The organism is Streptomyces sp. NPDC001135 (genome assembly GCF_053598395.1).
The window spans coordinates 176,639-193,975 of record NZ_JBSFKD010000011.1; the positions used below are offsets into that span (position 1 = coordinate 176,639).

Below are 17,337 nucleotides of genomic sequence, written 5' to 3' on the forward strand. Positions count from 1 at the left end.
TTCTGCGTCTGCGCCCTGTGGGTCCCAGGGGCGCACTGCTACGGCATACTGACGCCTCACCGATGCAACAAAATGTTTAAGGAGGCGAAGTTGGCAGCCAGCTTCAGGACAGTCACTGAGGTGGGGGAGGCTCACCGTGCCCAAGCGGAGGCCCTTGGGCGTGCCTTCCAGGAGGCGATCGCGCCCGCCACCGTCAACTACGACTTCGGTCACATTCGCGACGCCGCGGCCAAGCTTCCCGACAGCGACATCGTCAAGGTGGTCCGTGGCTGGGGGCTCAAGGAGGAGGCGCCGATCCTGGTGATGGCGCTCTCCCTCAAGGAGGCGGTCCGCCAGGCGCTTCCGCCCGAGGCGGCCCAGGCGTCGTTCTGGGACACCGTCGAGCGCGACCTCGTCCATGCCTTCACCCATCTCGCGGCACAGGAGGGCGAGGCGGGACTGGCTTACCACGAGGAGGGGCCGGACCACACGAGCTACTACCGCGATCTGTTCTTCGCCCTCCAGGACGAGGAAGCCGGCGAGTACCTGTACGCCGTCGCCTTCTGCGCCGACGTCACCGTCGGCCTCGGCAAGTCCCGTGTGGGGACCCTGGGTCTCACCGACACCGCACCGTTCGCGGTGCGGCTCAACGCGATCGTCGTGCGCCAGAAGCTGACGAACGTGGCCTGATCCTGCGGGCACCACCCGTCGCCTCCTTCTCGGGGCCGCCCCGCGCATGTCCTGCGGCCGGTCCCCCCGCAGGTCCCCACGACCAGTCCCGGCCCGCCGTCCCGGGCCGCGACATCGCGCACCGCTGCGCGGTGGTGACACCGATGGGTGCGGGCCGTGACCCTCCCGGGCGGCTACGAACCGTCTGCGTGGACCGCGTAGACACACCGCTTGCCGACGTACTCGCTGAGGTTCCGGATGACGGACTCGCTGTAGGCCCAGCCGGATGCTCCACTGCTGTGGTAACTGAGATCGTCGCAGCCGAGGGCCAGGTCACAGATGGTGGTGGCGGCCGAGTCGCCGGAGCTGACCGTGCGCAGCGAACCCTTCGTGGACGGACCGGCGCTCGTCGCGAGGTAGTGCTTGCTGTTGCGCGACACCACTCCTTGAATCTTCTGCTGCGCGACGGTGACGGCTTCGGACGCGGTGAGAGAGGCGACCTGCCGGTCGGTGTAGTCGAGGTTCCAGCGGACCACCTTGGGTGTGGTCGTACCGGGGCCCGTGCCGTTGAAGGCGCCGTCTGTGTAGTCGACGGTCCCGGACAGGGAGTACCCGCTCACCACCAGGCTGTCGGGGGTGCTGGCCCGGTCGAGCCCGATCGTGGTGTAGCGCTGGTACGTCCCCGCGTTGTTGTAGGCGTGGCTCTGCGGCAGGACGTACTGGTACCCGTAGCCACCGGAGTGGCGAACGTCGGCGGAGGCAGCAGGGTCTCGCTCAACCATGCCATCGAGGTGCTCCAGTCACTGGCGGGTTCCGTGGATCTGCGTCATGTGAGAACCGCCTGTGGCAACTCCGCCGGACTCGAAAGCCGACAACCTCGCCCATCTCGGCGCCACGAGAGAAGTCCAGGTCAACCTGGATGCCGACAACTTCATCGGCGAGACAGCCCTGACTGGCGCACCCAGTGGACGCGGTACTGCGACACACTCGTCCACGGGCTCGTCGCCGAGACCGACAAGGGGCGGATCGGCGAGCGGGACGCTCTGCCGGCCGAGGGCAACGGGACCAGCGGACGCATCGGTCTGCCCCGCCGGCGCGAGCCGGCATCGGCTTCAGGCCGTCATGCCTGGACAAGTGGTCTCCACCGCTAACACCGGCAGGAACTCTGTCCTTCGACTCTCAGGCCATCCGAGAATGGGCAAGAGGGAACGGATACGACATTCCGGTGCGTGGACGCATTCCCGCGGTTGTCCTACAGGCTTGGGAACAGGCACGCGGAGATTGCTGATCACACTGGCACGCCTTAGCTGCATCTATGAGGGCGTCTCCAGATGCGACACACCTTCACTCGTCGTCGCCGGATCCCAACTTGAACGTCGTGCCGAGGTCGTACTGCGCGATCCCGAAAGGCTGGAAATCGGCATCGGCAAGGATGCGGTAGAGGAACTCAGAGGTGGACATGTCGTACTGGTGCCACCCGTCGACGTCGTGGGACCGCGCAAGGATGAGGTACTCGTCCGGCCGCTCGGCATCGAGCAGCCAGAAGTACTCGTCGGCCCATTCGGTGGAGCCCCACTCAACCAGCCCCTTGCCGCCCGGCGTGTAGATCGCATAGGGATCGACGGCGGATACGCTGCTGAGCTTGCTGTCCTGGTCGGTCCACACGGAGGCCCGCCACTGTGCCAGGAAGTCGAAGGAGATGCCCTCGTCGCGTCCCAGGAAATAGACGGAATCACTGAAGACACCGCCGCTGAACGCTTCGTAGAGCTCCTTGTAGTCCGCCGGCAGCGGAACCCCCAGCTCTCCTTCGATCGCCGCCCAGTCGACGGAGATCCCGAGCGGCTCCCACCCGGTCAGTTCGATCACTCGCTGAACCCACATACAACCGTCTTTTAGCACCTGCTTTCCTTCCGGTGCCCCGCGGCCCCCTCGTTGCCCATGTCAAGATCGGCATTTATCGGACTCAATCGACCTTGACGAGGGGGTGAAGGTCTTGGTCCAGCCATCTGGGCCTGGCTCTCGTTCCCTCACAAGGGTTGCCGCTGCCACCCGGCCGTATCATGCTCCTGGGGTCCTCGCTGATTCTCGTGGTGGCACCCCGGTTTTCAAGGTGCTGCCTTGACCGTTCAGGTGCGAGGAAGGTGTGCCGGTGGCCGAGGCGAGACTGCAAGTCATCGCGGGCGGGGCCGTCCCGCAGGGGCCGCTGACCACGGACCCGTGGCAGTTCCGGACCATGTGCGTCGACGCGTTCGTCGCCTCGTGGAGGGCCTGCGGGTTCAGCCCGGTGACCATCGACGATGACATCGGCCTGCTGGAGCGGACACTCACCGCACTGGGACGGCCTGCGTGGGAAGTCACGCCCGAGGACATTGACCGGGTGGTCGGTGATCTAGCAGTGAAGGGACGGGCGACGTCGACCCGCCGCGAGTACGTGCAGATCTTCAAGGGCTTCCACCGGTTCCTACGGGCTCGCAAAGGGGCTGAGATCGAGGCCGCATTGGGCATCCGACTGGGTTGCCCGGTCGACGAATTCAACGCCTCCCGCCATGTCGGCGACGACTCTCCGGCCCTGCTGCCATCGCCGACACCAGAGCGGGTGAACGAGTTCTTCTCCTTCACGAAACAGGGGATCGCGACCGCGAGGAAGTACGGACCCGCAGCGAGGGACTATGCGATGTTCCGGACGCTGTATCACGCCGGGCTCCGCTCGGAGGAGGCATCGCTGCTGGAGAAGCGGACCTGCACTTCACCCGCGGCCCGTTCGGCAAGCTCCACGCCCGCTTCGGCAAGGGAGCCCACACGTCCGGGCCACGGCCTCGGTGGGTGCCCGTGCTCGACGGCCTGGACCTGGTCCTGCGGTGGTTCCTGGAGGATGTGCGGCCCAAGTTCCCAGACTCGCCGGTGCTCTTCGCCGACGAGTCCGGCGGCAGCCTGCATCGCGGGACCATCCGTAACCGGCTCCGCTCTCTCATGGAACTCGAAGGACGTCCGGCATCCGAGCGGTTCAGCCCGCCTCTGCGTGGAGCTTGCGCGACGCACAACTGCGAACGTGGAGTCGATCTCGTCGCGATCCAGCAGATGCTCGGTCACTGAACCGTCAGCTCGACCATGCGGTATGTCCGGCCCTCCGCGACCTTCATCGAGGACGCCTATCAACGCGCGGTCGCCAGCACTCTGGCCGAGCTGACCGGGAAGGACACCATGGCATGAAGATCCAGTGGCGGCTGCGGATGGCTGCCGCCCAGCGCGAGGTGTGGACCGGGACCGAGTTGCGGCGGCTGCTGGCCGAGAAGGCCGGCCCGGAACTGTCCTCGGCTTCGGTGTCCGCGCAGTTCACCAAGGAACCCTCGCAGGTGAAGATGACCACGCTGGCCGCGTTGTGCACCGCGCTGGAGTCCACTCCCAACGACCTGATCGAGGTCGACACCACCCCCGTCGAACGGCCCCTCGCACCGTGCACCCGCATGAAGCGGTGATGGGGATGCTCGCTCTGCTGCATGACGCCTCCAGCTCCGAGATGCGGATGCTGAAGACCGACGACATCGACCAGCAGGCCCATACCGTCCGGCGGGGAAAGCGGCCCCATCCCGGTCCCCCTGGACCCCGCCCCGCGGACAGTGCTGCAGCGGTGCCTGGCCCACCGTGAGGCATGGCCGACGGCCCACCCGCACGTGATGGTCACCAAAGGAACCAAGGCCGGGCGGAGCCCGGCCTCAACTGCCCACCTTTCCCACGTTGTTGACGACTGCGGCTTCCCACCTCGCTGGTCCGCAGCACCCGGCTCGTCGACCTGGTGAACACCATGGACCCCAAGCTCGTCGCCGCGGCCTTCGCCATGCCTCAGACTCGGACGGATGCGAGAGGCCCTCGGAAATCAGCACAGGGAACCCGCGGCCGAAAGAAGGGAACGAGGATGGCCCACCTGCGACTCGTATGGGTCCTGTCCGGACGTGGTTGGGCCGACTGCATCGTCAGCGACCACCAGGCGGAAGCCAAAGTCACGGCCTCCTATATCACCACCGCCCCCGAAGATCTCTTGACGGCAGTAACCCGGCTGATCGTCGGCGAGGCCGAATGCCGAGCGCAGTTCGAGGCCGAGCCCACCGCCTTCCGATGGATCTTCTACCGTGAGGGCACCAACGTGTGGATCCGCCTACTCGAGCTGGCCAATGGTGGCGCCCACGACAACAGGGGGACCGAGATCTGGTCCACCCAGCAGAACATCGACGTCGTTGCCCGAGCAGTGATCCGCTGCTTCGACGAGGTCGTGAGGGAGTACGGCGAGAGCACATACCGCGGCAAGTGGGGTGAGCACCTCCCCCGAGCCGAGCTCGAAGCCCTCAGGACCGCGTGGCGCGAACATCGAGGCGACTGGGCAGCCTCCTCCACACCATCGAACCCGTGAAGTCTCGGCAGCATCTGGCACGGGTTCGCCGGAACATGTGCGCTTTGCCGAACGACTCGTTCGAGGTAGCCGCAACGCTGTTCTTCTCCTCGCGTTCGGTGAGGACCTGACAGAGCCCCAGCCCACAGCACACCGCGGGCGTTGCCGTGCGCAACTCCAGTGGCCACGAACACTTCTTCGCCTACTTGTAGACTCATGACATGGCATTCATGAGCACCCCGCACTGCTGCTTCCTGTGACCGGGAGAGGTTGAGGGCGATGCCGGACGGCGTCGCCTCCCTTGGTGTGCCTGCAGCGAGAACCACGTTCCCGACGCTGCCCTTTGCTGAGGCAGCGACGCTCTGAGCGCATGTGCAGGCACGTTCTCTTCCCCCCACGCCCGCCAGGAGTGCTTCGTGCCCGTGTCGCTTCCCCCTGCCCTCGAAATGTCCCTTGACCTGTTGCGCTGCCCGACGTGCCGTACACATCACCTGTACCTCGACCGCGGCGCATTGCGCTGCCCGCTGGGCCACACCTTCGACATCGCCCGCCACGGCTACGCCGGCCTACTGACGGGCACGCGCGCCACGAGCGGCGACGACACAGCCATGGTCCAGGCCCGAGACCGATTCCTGCCGACTGGCACCTACGAGCCCATCCGCGAAGCCACGGCCCGCCTGGCGGCCGACGCGGTGTCTGAGCAGACCACAGTGGTGGACGTGGGATGTGGCACGGGCTACTACCTGGCGGGTGTTCTCGACCAGTTCCCCGGCGCCCGTGGTCTGGGCCTGGACACATCGGTGCGCGCACTGCGCTCGGCAGCACGAGCCCACGAACGAGCAGCCGCGGTGGCCTGGGACGTCTTCCGCCCCTTCCCGCTGGCCGACGATACGGCCGATGTCGTGCTGGACGTCTTCGCCCCGCGCAACCCGGCCGAGTTCCACCGCGTGCTGCGTCCGACCGGCCGGCTGATCGTGGTCCGTCCCACAGGGCGGCACCTGGCTGAGCTGCACGGCCGGCTGCCCGCGATGGTCACGATCGACCCGGCCAAGGAACAGCGCCTGCACCGAGCGCTGGGCCCCTTCTTCAAGGCTGACGTCACCGAACACGTCGAATACACCGCGACCCTGGCCAGGCCGGATGTCCTGGACCTGATAGCGATGACGCCGAGCGCACGCCACGTGAGCCGCGCAGACCTCAACGACCAAGGCCTCCTGCCCGACCACATCACCGTCTCCGTGCTGGCCACCGTCTACCAGCCTCGGTGACCACGAGCGAGCGCACGCGCCTGCCGACCGACGCGCGGTGGGCCCGCCTGGTGCCCTGCCCTCCTCACAACGCAGGAAAGGCAGGGCGCCCGTTCGCCGACCACCGTCGCATCATCGGACGGACCCTCTACCGGCTGCCACCGCCTCTCCCGGGACGAAGTGTCGCCCCCTACAGGAACGCAGGGCCTTGGAGCTTGTCCCGCATGACGTCCGCGTCGCCCGCGTCCGAGTCGAAGGCCTCCGGGTTCAGGCCCTCCAACAGGTCGGCCAAGTGCGCGGGCCAGAGGCCGGGCTCGTCGAGGAGCGGGTGTCCGTCCACATCGGGCGACGAGGAGTACCAGCGCCGTGCCGTCGCCATGCCGAGATTCTCTCCCTTCCTGGTCAGGAGCGTTCGAAGACCCCAGCTCTCAAAGACCGACCGACTTGACGGCGTCGAACGAGGTCGGTGCCACGGCCGCGATCACTCGCTCTCCGACTGATCGTGTGACTGAGGGTGCCGCCCGTGCAACCGCTACGTGCTGGACGGCTCCGGATCGTCGTAGGTCACCCCCGTAGGGCCCTTGCCCGGACCCGGGCCGGGTTGTGCCCGGTCGTCCCGTGCAGCAACGCCGCTTCCGCCTCGCGCCCGCCTGGGCGCCGGCACTTGAGCCCGCGGCGTGGGCCCGATGGCCGGGAGCCATGGGCCCTATGGCCGGGGGTGGCGGCCGTGGATCGGTGGCCATGGCGTCACGAGGGACGATGGTCCGGGTAGGCAGCGAGGCGGTCCTGGAGGCGAGCATGCCGGAACTGGTAGACGGCTCCGCTCTGGCGTAGCACTCCGCGCTGGTGGGCATCGTCGAGGAAGCGCATGAGGCGCCATGGCAGTCGACCGCGTAGAGCCAGCCAGGTGCGGCTGATCAGGTACCAGCCCCAGGAACTGGCCGCGAGGCCGGTTTGGAATCGGCCTGCGAACCGGCCGGCCACGCCTATGGTGAGACCGCCACCGAGGCCTGCCGCGAGGGCCCAGGTGAACCCGACGTCCATGCCGAACCCGTGCCTTCCCGAGGCGAGGCCGGCCAGTAGGCCGGAGCCAAGGGATTCCACGACGAGCCGGATGCCGCTGATCGACCGGTCACCGTGCAAGGCGGCCTGGGGACTGGGCGAACGGATGGCATCCGCGGGACTGTTCAGCCACATCATGACCGCGAAGGCGAACCCGACGCTGATCCCGGCCGCGGAGGCGATCTTCAAGATGACCCCCATGTCTCCTCTCACCTGCATCCCGAGTCCCATCGCGAGGACAAGCCCGGACGCGGCGCCGATTCCCATCAACAGGCCGAGAGCCAAGCCCTGAACGATTTTCATGGCGAACAGCCGAAGTCGGCCGCGTAGGTGCAGGTTGGCGTATCCGGCGTGGGCTGGTGCCATGGCCACGAGCCCGGCGCTGAATCCGCCTGCGACCCCGACCACCACGCCCATCGACCGCCCGAGCCCGATTGCCACCCCGATCCCCGCGACGACCCCTGTGAGCAACTCCAACACCATGCCGATCACTCGGCGTCCGGCGCGGGGAAAGGCCCAGTGCAGCTGCCACCAGGCCAGATCACGGGTCTGATGCCGTTGCAGGTTGCCGGCGAGAAAGGACAGCCATTGGCGGGCCAGATGGGAGGGATAGCGGGTTGGCTCGCCGCCTGGGCGGCCCTGCGTAGGAGGCGGCGGGTAGTCGGCGTAGACGGCGGGGATGAACGCGTCCAGCAGATGTTCCTCGATGGCAGCCGGGCCGGTGAACCGGCTGCTGTCGAGGAGTTCAGAAGGATCGGAGGCGGGAGCGGTATAGACGGCCCGGGCCAAGGCCGTCATCAACGGTGACGACAGTACTTGGGCCAGCGGGCCCTCGGCACACGTGCGCAGGTGGGCCGACACCGGTTCCCAACGATCCTCGCTCGCCGCGCCGTTGGCGGTCAGGAACGCGATCACTTCCGGTACGCCCACGGGTTCCAGTTCCACCACCGCCGCGGTGGTCAATACGGTGCCACCGGCAGCCACCGCGGTCTCGTACTCCAGACTGCGGCAGGTGACCACCAAAGGGCGGCCGGAGGCGGTGTGGTCGAGCGTGTCGATCGCCGCGGCGTGCAACTCGGCGGGTAGCTCGTCCAGGCCGTCCAGGACCGGGAGGATGTGGCCGTCGGTGACCAGTCGGCGGGCGGCCTGGGGACCGAAGACATCGGTGTTCGCCAGGGCTGGGTAGTCCTCGATCAGACGGTGGGTCACCCAGGCGTGCAGATGCTCGGTACGTGGGTCCCAGGACGACAGCGACAACAGCACCGGTACCGGGCCGCCGTGCTCCCGCCTGTGCTCCAGCAGCCCCAGGGTGAGCAGGATGGCCAGCACGGTCTTGCCGGCCCCCGGAGCTCCCAGCAGGACCAACTGCCGCTTGGGCAGGCGGACGAACTTCTCGACGATGTCGTCGACCCCGCCCCGTAACCGCAGCCGTACCGGCCGCCCACCCACCACTCCCTCTCCCAGGACCGCGGCCGTGGGCGCGGTGACTGGTCGGCCGGTGGAAGACCACCTCACGCTGAGTGGCCGGGGCCGGTGGAGCGTCCGCATGTGAGCCTCGGCGGTCCACTGACGTTGTACCGTCTGCGCCAACTTCTCCATCGCGTGCTGCAGCCGCTCTTCTTGGTCAGGTCTGCTCCCGCTGCCACCGGGGGCGGCGTCTTCCTGGCGGCGGTGTACCTCCAGTACCGCTGCCACCACCGCCGATACCGCGGCGATCGGCCAGGCCAGCCACAGATGGGGCCGGATCTTCTCCGGCACGGCACCGCTGGCGATGCTGGTGGTCACCGGCACCACCAATACAGTCAGGACAAAAACCAGGACTGCCGTGAACTGCGAGGGACGCCACATGGTTTCCTGCTATCGCAACGTCGGCCGTTTGGGCCGGTCGCCTGGTCATGAGGTGATGAGTGTCCAGGTCAGGGTTGCCTGGCTGGGCTGCGGGAGGCGTTCGTGGTCGTGGACGTGGCGACGCGCGTGCATGATCCAGCCATGGTGGGAAGTCGGACGGCGTCGTATGCCTTGTGATCTCGGGACGCTCCTCGCACACCACGGCCTGTTCGCTCGTGAGCGTGCGTGTGAGCTGTTCGTCGAGGGTGAACGTGCGGTGTCGATCGCTGTCTGCGGCCTGTCGGTCACAACCCGGACCTTCGTGATGCCGTGTCGCACTGTCTTCCGTTCGTCGTCGGTGAGCTCCTTGCCCGGGAGCCGGTGTTCGATCTTCCGCACGGCAGGAGTGCGCTCCCGAAGTTGGTGGCGAACCCGCTCGGAGTTGTCGACCCGGACCCGGTTGACCAGGAGTCGGGCAGTGTCAGGTGGCTCGGGGGGCATCCTCGGCCCGCCGCGGCAGGTCGGTTGTCACCGCCTGGGCCTTCTCGTCCACGGTGACCAGGCGGTCGACGCGCTGACCGACGACGCGTTCGGTTTCGTCTCGAGCCCACCGCGGGTGACCGGTGCGGGGACGGGACGGCGGGTCGTGGATCGCCGCCCACCGCTCGGCCTGGTCGTGGACCGAGGCGAGGAAGCGGCGGATGGTGAACGGCATCCCGTCCCGGTGTTCAGCCGGCAGGCGGGCGGCGGTCCACCGTCAGTCCTCCGCGGTTGTCGCCGGCACCACGATCTCATCGGTGAGCATCGCCGGGGACTGTGCCCTCGTGGACAGGTCGTCGCTGCCGCTGGGCATCGCTGCGCCGTGCGGCCCGGTCGGCTCGATCTCCAGGGGGTTACCCCCCAAGGGGGGTGGGCTTGCGACAGCTGCGCGACCAGTTCACGGTCACGGTCCGCGGCCATGAGCCGGGCGTAGCGGTCCGGCATGATGTTCCCGACCAACTGTGACATGTCGCGCCCACCACCCCACACGGTCCGGACGCGGCAGCGAAAGGTGTCCGCCGAAAGGAAGGGGGGTCCGTCCCAGGTCGGGACCAGCGTGACGGGCAGCCGAACGTCCCCGGGAGGGCGTGGGCCGGAGTGCACGCGCGGCGCTCGAGGCGCACACGGTCGCGTTTTCTGCAGCCGTGCGCATCGGGGAAAGCCTACTGAGGCAGAGGTGAAGTGGAGTGAAGGGGGACGCCTCCACTCGGCACGCCCCCATCGCCCTGCACATCGGCCGTTCGCTTACGGCGTCACCGAGACGTCGTTGCGTGCCGCCTTCGGCTCGCGCCAGACCTGCGGACGGCAACCGCGCCGATGGAGGTCGCTCCACTCCGACCGCCACGGCAGATGCCCGTGCCTGGCGCGCCTTCGGCCTGAGCCGGCACTGCCGGGACGTGACCCTCCTCGGAGACGGCGCCCATCTGAACTGCGGGATGGCGGTGCCTCGCCGCAAACGCCCTGGGCGGGCTCTGCTGAAGGGAGAGGAGGACGACCACGCCGGGCACCGCAGGAGTCGCGCCCGTGTGGAACATGTCATCGGCCGGACGAAGAACTACACGGTTCCCCGCGACTGCCGCCAGCGCGGCGACGGTCTTCATTACGCCGCCCAGGCTCGTCGCCCGCATGCGCGAGTTGGGCGGCGAGGACGTCTTCGAAGGCGGCGCGGCGGTCTGCCCCGGGGCTGGACGTCGCGGGCGAGGCTGGCCGGCCTCGGAGGCGATCAGGGAGGCGAGGAGGCCCGCGATCCGGTGGTAGCGCGCCGGGATCTCGGCGTGGAGCAGGCCCGACGCCCGCAGGGCCTGCAGTGCTTCCAGTCGCCTTCGGGGCGGTAGCCGTCCGTGGCGGCCATGAGGATCCGGTCGGCGAAGCGCCCGCAGCGGCTCGGTCTTGTTGTGGAAGTGCCGGTGGAGGCTGGAGGAATCGGCTCCCAGCACTGCGGCGAGCTTGCGCACGCTGAACGAATCGGCGTCGCTCGCGCGCGGCAACTCGGCCGCCGCATCCAGGATCTCCTCGGTCGACCAGCGCTTTCGACCTGCCACCTCTCTCCTCCCGCCGATGGGCATGAGAACCTGATGCGCTTGCTGTTGCACGCACCGAGTGCATAATGAGGACATGTGAATGCCGAGGGTCCCGGCAGCGGGCGGGTCGGCGTGCCACTCGTGCCCTGTCACCTCGGTCTGGCGACCGACTTGGGGCTCCCCCGGGGGAGTAGGAAAGGACGCATGTCGTGAGGAATCCACTGGATCCGGCGGAGCTGAACGCCGCCATGGAAAACGTCCACCGTGCCGGGATACCGGGCCTGTTCGCCGAGGTGCGGGACGGCGACCAGGTCTGGCGCGGCGCCGCCGGAGTCGCCGATGTCGCCACCGGCCGCCCCGTCAGCGCCGACATGCGGCACCGCGTCGGCAGTATCACCAAGACCTTCACCGCCGCCGCGGTTCTGCAGCAGGTTGAGAGCGGTCAGATCGGTCTCGACGCGCCGATCGGCCGGTACCTCCCGAGGTTGGTTCCCGGAGAACGGGGAGACGCGATCACGGTCCGGATGTTGATCAATCACACCAGCGGCCTCGCCGAGTACCTCCCTTATGCCTACCCCTCGCTCAAGGCGTATCCGGCCCTCGAGGGGACCGGGCCCCAGAGCCTGGACGACAACCGACTCACGCGGTTTCATCCCACCGAACTCATCGAGCTGGGGGTCACCGCACCTGCTGTCGGCGCCCCGGGCGGTACTCCGGGGGTGTACTCCAACACCAACTACCTGCTCCTCGGTGAACTCCTGGAACAGGTGACCGGCACCACGGCCGAGAAGTACATCACCCGGAACATCATCGAGCGTGCCGGGCTTCACGACACCGAACTGCCCACAGAACCGTACATCGACGGACCGCACTCGCGGATGTACGAGGCGTGGTTCGGCATGATCGACCCGCCACGCGACTACAGCGTCTACGACATGTCATGGGTGGGGCCGGCTGCCTCACTGATATCGACCGTCACGGACCTGAACGTCTTCTTCGGCATGCTGCTGGCCGGCGAGATCGTCAGCCCGGCTTCGCTGGCACAGATGCAACGCACCGTCCCGGTCGTCTCCCAGGAGCGGAAGACGATCGACTACGGCCTTGGCCTGTATCCGATGGACGCGATCGGGCAAGACACCTTCTGGGGCCACGGCGGCTCGGCCTGGGGTGCTGGAGCGCTGGCCATGACCCGTGCCGACGGAAAGCGGCAGATGGCCGTCGCGGTAAACCTGCAGAGGTGGAACAGGCTCGACTCCTCGGGCAAGCCGCAGCCCCATCCCATCGACGACGCACTCGCGGCTTTCTACCGCGTGGCGATGTACGGCTGACCGGACGGGAGAGAGCCGCCTTCCCCGAGCCGGCAGGTGCCGATCAGAGCGAGCCGGCAGCAGGAATGACCGCGGCCCGTCGGCAAGGCAACGCCGCAAACTCCTGACGGTGGTGTGGGTCGAGTTCACCGTGACCACCGTCCGCAGCCGCCCCCGGTTCGTCGACCGTGCCACCACCCCTCTGCCGGCGGCCACCTCCCGGCCGGCCGTCCCGCATTCAGCCGGCCGGGGATCGGTGCGGCGTCCCTACGTACCTGGTCCTGTTCTCCGACGTACGGCCGCTCGGTGTCATCGTGTTCGGCAGTGCTCGCGCCCCTGCTCTACGACCCGCCTGGCTGCGGTGGTGGCGATGGGTCCGTCGAGGTCGCCCCGTAAGCTGCCTCGGGTTTCTGATTCACGGGAGGCGTGGGTGGGGCGGGAAAAGGTCCTCAGCGGCCGGTACGAGCTGGTTGAGAAGCTCGGCCAAGGTGGCATGGGAACGGTCCACCGTGCGGTGGACCGGCAGCTGCGCCGCACCGTCGCGGTCAAGCTGCTCTCCTCGGAGTTGGCCCACGATCCGCAGTCGCGAGCCCGCTTCCGGCGGGAGGCGCACGCGGCCGCCGCGCTGAACCATCCAGCGGTGGCCACCATTCACGACGTCGGCGAGGAACCGCACCCGGATGGCCCGCGGCCCTACCTGGTCATGGAGTACGTGCAAGGCGCCACGCTCGCCGAGGCCCTGAGCAACGGCCCGCTCCCCGTCGCCGAGGCGATCGACGCGGCCTGTGCGGTACTGGATGCGCTGCGGCACAGCCACGAACGCGGCATCGTGCACAGGGACATCAAGCCCTCGAACATCATGCTCACCGGACCCGACACCGTGAAGGTCCTCGACTTCGGCATCGCCAAGGCGTTCACCGAGGCAGCCACCCGCATCACTGGTAGCGGTGCGGCGATTGGCACTCCCGCCTACCTTTCTCCCGAGCAGATCAACGGGGCGGAGATCGACCATCGGGCCGATCTGTACGCGATGGGGTGTCTGCTGCACGAACTGCTGACCGGGCAGACACCGTTCCGTGGCGAATCGGCCTTCGCCGTCATGCATCAGCATCTGTTCGCCGAACCCGAGCCGGTCTCCCGATTCCGGCCGCACATACCGCCGGCGGTGGAGGCAGTGATACTGCGCGCACTACGCAAGGATCCGGCCGAACGGTTCGACGATGCGGGACAGATGCGCGAAGCCCTCACCGACGCCCTGACACAGGCCTCCATGCCGACCGCCCAGGCCACCGCGCCGCGGCCCCCGGCGACGCGGTCCGGCGGCCGAACCACTCCCCGGAACAAGTTCCCTGTCTCGCTGCGCCCTTCAGTGGACCACGCTCTGGCCCTGCTCGGATGCCTGCTGTCGGTGCTGTGCGCACGTGGCCACCTGGTGGACACCGCTCATTTCGGCCGGGTCGCGCTCGCGGCCGGCCTGTGGGGAGTGGTGACGCTGCCGTGGTCGACACGCCTGGCGTGCGCGGTGAGCTGGGGGCCGGTGGCCGAAGCCGTGGCGGTCAACTCCGAACTGCGGCGCGCCGACGTCGGCTGGGGGCACTCGTACGTCGCCATCGCTGCCCTGCTGGCGCTGGTCGCCGCCTGCTGCTTCGTCGGTGCGGTACGCAGCCAGGAGCGTGGCGCCGGCTCACTGGTCGCCTTCTGGTTCAGTGCCACCGCGTCGATCTGGTACTTCCTCGACGACCTGCACAAGCTCTTCGTCTTCTACCTGCTGCTGACACTGGTGGTCATGGCCACGGTGTCGTGGGAGACCGTCGCACTCGTGCGGCGCCGGGTCCGGGACAGGCGGGCAGTGCCAGAAGGGCCGTCCGTCAGCGTGACGCCTCCTGGCCGCCGGCGCATGGGCGCATTGAGCCGAAACCTCAGGACATGACGAGTGCGGCGAACGGCCCGGACTCGCCAAACGCGCCTGGGACCGTGGCTGCTCGAGGCAGAGCTCACCGAGGACGGGTGCATCGCGCTCTGCGCATCGTGGACGGCAGCGGTGGTGCGGAACCCGGGTGCCTACGTCCATCCGTTCGGCTCATCTCCAGCGGAGGACCCGGTCGCCGCGGATACGCGGTGCCCTCTCTGGATCGGGCGACAGCGGCGCTTTGGCCACGGCCTGGTCCGTGGGCTCATCGAGTGAGGGCGGACGGTAGGTTGCCGCCAAGTGGGAGAACCGGACCCTCGATGCTTTCCTCGAGGGGCTCGCCGCATGGGTGAACGACTCGGAGGGCTGGTACCGACACGCCGTTCGCGAGGTCTGTCCACTGTTCACAAGACCCCTCCCGCGCAGCCGACCCGGCTTTCAGCCGCCTTTGCCGACCCCGAAGTCACCCTGCGCTGGGCGCCCAACGTCGAGGCGGACCTCGGCGGATACCAGATCTACCGTTCCCCCACCTCGCCCGTCCCTCTGAACGCCGCACACCTCATCAGCGCCCGGACCACAGGCTCGTTGACTGACACTCCGCCCGCCACCGGCGATCGCTACTACTACGCGGTCACCGCCGTTGACCGAGTGGTCAACCGCTCCGCGGCCACCACCAGCCTGGTCTCCGAGGACTACACCGCACCCACGGCCCCCACCGGCCTGACGGTGGCCGTGAACCAGTCCCGGGACCTCGACTTCACCTGGCAGCCCTCGCCGGCGCAGTGAGCTATGACGTCTGCCGCGCCGAACGTGCCGACGGTCCCTTCACGAAGATCGCCGAAACCTCCAGCACCACCACGGGCGGTCGGATCTTCTGCATGGAAGCCCGCTGCCTTCATCAGTAGCGAGCCGGCCTACCGTGAGCAGACCGTCTCGCCATGACCTCACAGACGATCACCGCGAAGGAATCGGGCACCTGGACGCTCGGCGACCGCGCGGTCAGCCGGATCGGCTTCGGCGCGACGCGCTTGACACCCGCGTTCCTACCGCACCCCCCATCAGTCCAGGATCGTGGCGATGCCGCTGCGGCGAAGGTCGGCCAGCCCGTTCAGCATGGCCTTGATCTGCTCGGGGGAGTGCCCGACCCAGCCCGTGAGCTCCGACACGATACGCACGGGCTCCCGTGTGCGATAGGAGCGGGTGGGGTTGCCGGGGAACTTCTTGTCGGTGACGTTGGGATCGTCCTCCAGATCGCCGGTTGGCTCCACTACGTAGATCCGCCCCGGTCCGGTGCCGACCGCGAGTTCGGCACCCCAGACGGCTGCATCCAAGGTCTCGGAAACGTAGACGTGGCGGGATGTGCGCCCTTCCTCATAGTTGGACGCGTGGCCGGAGCTCAACAAATCCCCCGGAACAAGGTCTGCCTTCGTACCGTGCAGGTAGGTTCCTGCCTCGTGCACCTGGAAGGGGACAGGGACGCTGGCCATGGGCTACTCCTTCGGCCTGGGCTGGAGTAACAGGGAACCACAGCGGCTACTGACGGATCCGCGGCGGAGCCGGCAACGGCTTGACGCTGGGTGTGACGCGGCGTTGCCACGTACGTACCCACGGGTGCCTGCGGGCCTCCTCCAACTGGTCGGCAGGATCGCATGGTTGAGCCCTTCTCGCTCCGTCACTGGCCGCGGCGGCAGACCTCGCGACGCCGGGAGGAATTTCCGGCATGGCATACGACCCCTGTCGACGCGGCCAGGCGGCCCAGCGGTAGGCGCGGCGACGCGACTCATGCTGCCGCCCGCACCGCCGTCCAGGTCCACGCTGACGTCACCGAGGAACTCGACCGCTCCCTCTGGCTGCGCAAGACCCAGGCTCAACGGGACGCCCGAGGCACCCCGTCCTGGTGCCGGGGCCTGGTCCTGGCGGACGTTCCCGGCCACACACGCTCATGAGTCGGATTCCCCGGCCGGCTCGCGAGGTCAGGCTGCGGACGTCTGGCGTACAGGACCGTTGGCCAGGAGCGCCGCTCGTCGGACCGTACGGGGGGAGGCGGCCAGCAACGGCATCCGGACGGCCGGGCTGGGAATGCGTTCCTGAGCGTGCAGCACCCCCTTGATCACTGTCGGGTTCGGTTCAGCGAAGAGGGCAGCGGACAACCGGGCCAGCTCGGCTCCCAGCCGGCGGGCGGATGCGCCGGAGCCGCGACGCCACAACGCGATCAGTTCGGCGTAGTCGGCGGTGCGCACATGGGCCGATGCGAGAATTCCGCCGTGGGCGCCCGCCGCGACAAGCGGTGAGATGACGACGTCGTCGCCGCCGAGCACGGCGAAACCGGGCGGCGGGCAGCCGAGCAGCTCCACCGTGGTCGCGTCGATCGCGCCGGTCGCGTGCTTGATCCCGACGATCCCCGGTAGGCGGCCCAGTGCGGCGATCGCGCCCGCGCTGAGAGTCTGTCCGGTGCGGTAGGGGATGTCGTACACGATCAGCGGTATGCCGCCGTGTTCGGCCAGCTGTGTGAAATGTGCCAGTGTCCCCGCTTCGCCGGGCCGGATGTAGGGCGGCGCGGGAACAAGTGCCGCGGCTACGTCACCGGTGGCCGCCAGCTCGCGCAGCGACTTGACGGCGGTGGCGGTGTCGTTGGTGCCGACTCCGACGATCAGTGGGGCGCCGTGTCCCCGGCAGGCGGCTGAGCAGACGCGTACCACAGTCTGCTTCTCCTCCGCGGTCAACGCGGCCGATTCCGCGGTGGTGCCGAGGGCGACGAGTCCGGAGGCGCCGGCCGACAGCGCCTCGTCGGCGAGTCGGGCCAGTGCATCGGGGGCCAGGCGCAGGTCGTTGGTGAACGGAGTCACCAAGGGGACGTACAGGCCGTTGAAGAGGGGGTTGGGCGTCATGGTCC

Annotated in this window: 17 protein-coding genes and 3 pseudogenes; 11 read left to right on the plus strand and 9 right to left on the minus strand. The window is 68.3% G+C overall.

The window, feature by feature from the left end:
- Nucleotides 1-72: 72 nt before the first annotated feature.
- On the plus strand, nt 73-669 hold the full coding sequence (locus ACWC94_RS16480; protein WP_450797241.1) for a Type-2Aa cytolytic delta-endotoxin: 597 nt from the start codon (nt 73-75) through the stop codon (nt 667-669).
- 173 nt (nt 670-842) lie between these two features.
- On the opposite strand, the gene ACWC94_RS16485 is transcribed toward ACWC94_RS16480, so the two are convergent.
- Complete coding sequence (locus tag ACWC94_RS16485) at nt 843-1,430, minus strand: hypothetical protein (protein ID WP_450797242.1); 588 nt, start codon at nt 1,428-1,430, stop codon at nt 843-845.
- Between the two features lie 182 nt (nt 1,431-1,612).
- On the opposite strand from ACWC94_RS16485, the gene ACWC94_RS16490 reads away from it, so the two are divergent.
- On the plus strand, nt 1,613-1,936 hold the full coding sequence (locus ACWC94_RS16490; RefSeq protein ID WP_450797243.1) for an Lsr2 family DNA-binding protein: 324 nt from the start codon (nt 1,613-1,615) through the stop codon (nt 1,934-1,936).
- Nucleotides 1,937-1,992: 56 nt separating this feature from the next.
- On the opposite strand, the gene ACWC94_RS16495 is transcribed toward ACWC94_RS16490, so the two are convergent.
- A complete protein-coding gene (locus tag ACWC94_RS16495; protein ID WP_450797244.1) occupies nt 1,993-2,514 on the minus strand; it encodes an SMI1/KNR4 family protein in 522 nt (173 codons plus the stop codon).
- Nucleotides 2,515-3,477: 963 nt separating this feature from the next.
- Here ACWC94_RS16495 and ACWC94_RS16500 point away from each other — a divergent pair.
- The 4 genes from ACWC94_RS16500 to ACWC94_RS16515 all read left to right on the plus strand — a co-directional run bounded on the left by ACWC94_RS16500 (nt 3,478) and on the right by ACWC94_RS16515 (nt 6,300).
- Complete coding sequence (locus ACWC94_RS16500; protein WP_450797245.1) at nt 3,478-3,741, plus strand: tyrosine-type recombinase/integrase; 264 nt, start codon at nt 3,478-3,480, stop codon at nt 3,739-3,741.
- 113 nt (nt 3,742-3,854) lie between these two features.
- Complete coding sequence (locus ACWC94_RS16505; protein ID WP_450797246.1) at nt 3,855-4,124, plus strand: helix-turn-helix domain-containing protein; 270 nt, start codon at nt 3,855-3,857, stop codon at nt 4,122-4,124.
- A 437-nt stretch (nt 4,125-4,561) separates the two neighbouring features.
- A complete protein-coding gene (locus tag ACWC94_RS16510) occupies nt 4,562-5,053 on the plus strand; it encodes a hypothetical protein (RefSeq protein WP_450797247.1) in 492 nt (163 codons plus the stop codon).
- Between the two features lie 395 nt (nt 5,054-5,448).
- Nucleotides 5,449-6,300, plus strand: coding sequence for a methyltransferase domain-containing protein (locus ACWC94_RS16515; RefSeq protein ID WP_450797248.1), 852 nt, complete (start codon nt 5,449-5,451; stop codon nt 6,298-6,300).
- A 169-nt stretch (nt 6,301-6,469) separates the two neighbouring features.
- Here the strand turns inward: ACWC94_RS16515 and ACWC94_RS16520 are convergent, their stop codons facing one another.
- From ACWC94_RS16520 to ACWC94_RS16535, 4 genes are all read right to left on the minus strand, one after another.
- A complete protein-coding gene (locus ACWC94_RS16520; protein WP_450797249.1) occupies nt 6,470-6,658 on the minus strand; it encodes a hypothetical protein in 189 nt (62 codons plus the stop codon).
- 368 nt (nt 6,659-7,026) lie between these two features.
- On the minus strand, nt 7,027-9,126 hold the full coding sequence (locus tag ACWC94_RS16525) for an NACHT domain-containing protein (RefSeq protein ID WP_450797250.1): 2,100 nt from the start codon (nt 9,124-9,126) through the stop codon (nt 7,027-7,029).
- 523 nt (nt 9,127-9,649) lie between these two features.
- Complete coding sequence (locus ACWC94_RS16530; protein ID WP_450797275.1) at nt 9,650-9,907, minus strand: DUF6192 family protein; 258 nt, start codon at nt 9,905-9,907, stop codon at nt 9,650-9,652.
- 18 nt (nt 9,908-9,925) lie between these two features.
- Nucleotides 9,926-10,072 carry a hypothetical protein gene (locus tag ACWC94_RS16535; protein ID WP_450797251.1) on the minus strand — a complete coding sequence of 49 codons (147 nt, stop codon included), beginning with the start codon at nt 10,070-10,072 and terminating at the stop codon, nt 9,926-9,928.
- Nucleotides 10,073-10,532: 460 nt separating this feature from the next.
- Between ACWC94_RS16535 and ACWC94_RS16540 the strand changes: the two are divergent.
- A pseudogene (locus ACWC94_RS16540) lies at nt 10,533-10,823 on the plus strand (IS5/IS1182 family transposase); the annotation flags it as partial.
- On the opposite strand, the pseudogene ACWC94_RS16545 reads toward ACWC94_RS16540, so the two are convergent.
- A pseudogene (locus ACWC94_RS16545) lies at nt 10,744-11,249 on the minus strand (TetR/AcrR family transcriptional regulator). The pseudogenes ACWC94_RS16540 and ACWC94_RS16545 overlap by 80 nt on opposite strands.
- Nucleotides 11,250-11,437: 188 nt before the next feature.
- On the opposite strand from ACWC94_RS16545, the gene ACWC94_RS16550 reads away from it, so the two are divergent.
- From ACWC94_RS16550 to ACWC94_RS16565, 4 genes and pseudogenes are all read left to right on the plus strand, one after another.
- Nucleotides 11,438-12,556, plus strand: coding sequence for a serine hydrolase domain-containing protein (locus ACWC94_RS16550; RefSeq protein ID WP_450797252.1), 1,119 nt, complete (start codon nt 11,438-11,440; stop codon nt 12,554-12,556).
- A gap of 349 nt (nt 12,557-12,905) precedes the next feature.
- Nucleotides 12,906-14,465, plus strand: coding sequence for a protein kinase domain-containing protein (locus ACWC94_RS16555; protein ID WP_450797253.1), 1,560 nt, complete (start codon nt 12,906-12,908; stop codon nt 14,463-14,465).
- A gap of 286 nt (nt 14,466-14,751) precedes the next feature.
- Nucleotides 14,752-14,991, plus strand: a pseudogene (locus tag ACWC94_RS16560) (hypothetical protein); the annotation flags it as partial.
- Nucleotides 14,992-15,029: 38 nt separating this feature from the next.
- A complete protein-coding gene (locus ACWC94_RS16565) occupies nt 15,030-15,230 on the plus strand; it encodes a hypothetical protein (protein ID WP_450797254.1) in 201 nt (66 codons plus the stop codon).
- A gap of 272 nt (nt 15,231-15,502) precedes the next feature.
- On the opposite strand, the gene arr is transcribed toward ACWC94_RS16565, so the two are convergent.
- Together arr and ACWC94_RS16575 are read right to left on the minus strand one after the other, a co-directional pair.
- Nucleotides 15,503-15,931: an NAD(+)--rifampin ADP-ribosyltransferase gene (gene arr, locus ACWC94_RS16570; RefSeq protein ID WP_450797255.1), complete on the minus strand. Its 429-nt coding sequence runs from the start codon at nt 15,929-15,931 to the stop codon at nt 15,503-15,505.
- A gap of 486 nt (nt 15,932-16,417) precedes the next feature.
- Nucleotides 16,418-17,332, minus strand: a complete 915-nt coding sequence (locus tag ACWC94_RS16575) for a 4-hydroxy-tetrahydrodipicolinate synthase family protein (RefSeq protein ID WP_450797256.1) — start codon at nt 17,330-17,332, stop codon at nt 16,418-16,420.
- Nucleotides 17,333-17,337 lie beyond the last annotated feature (5 nt).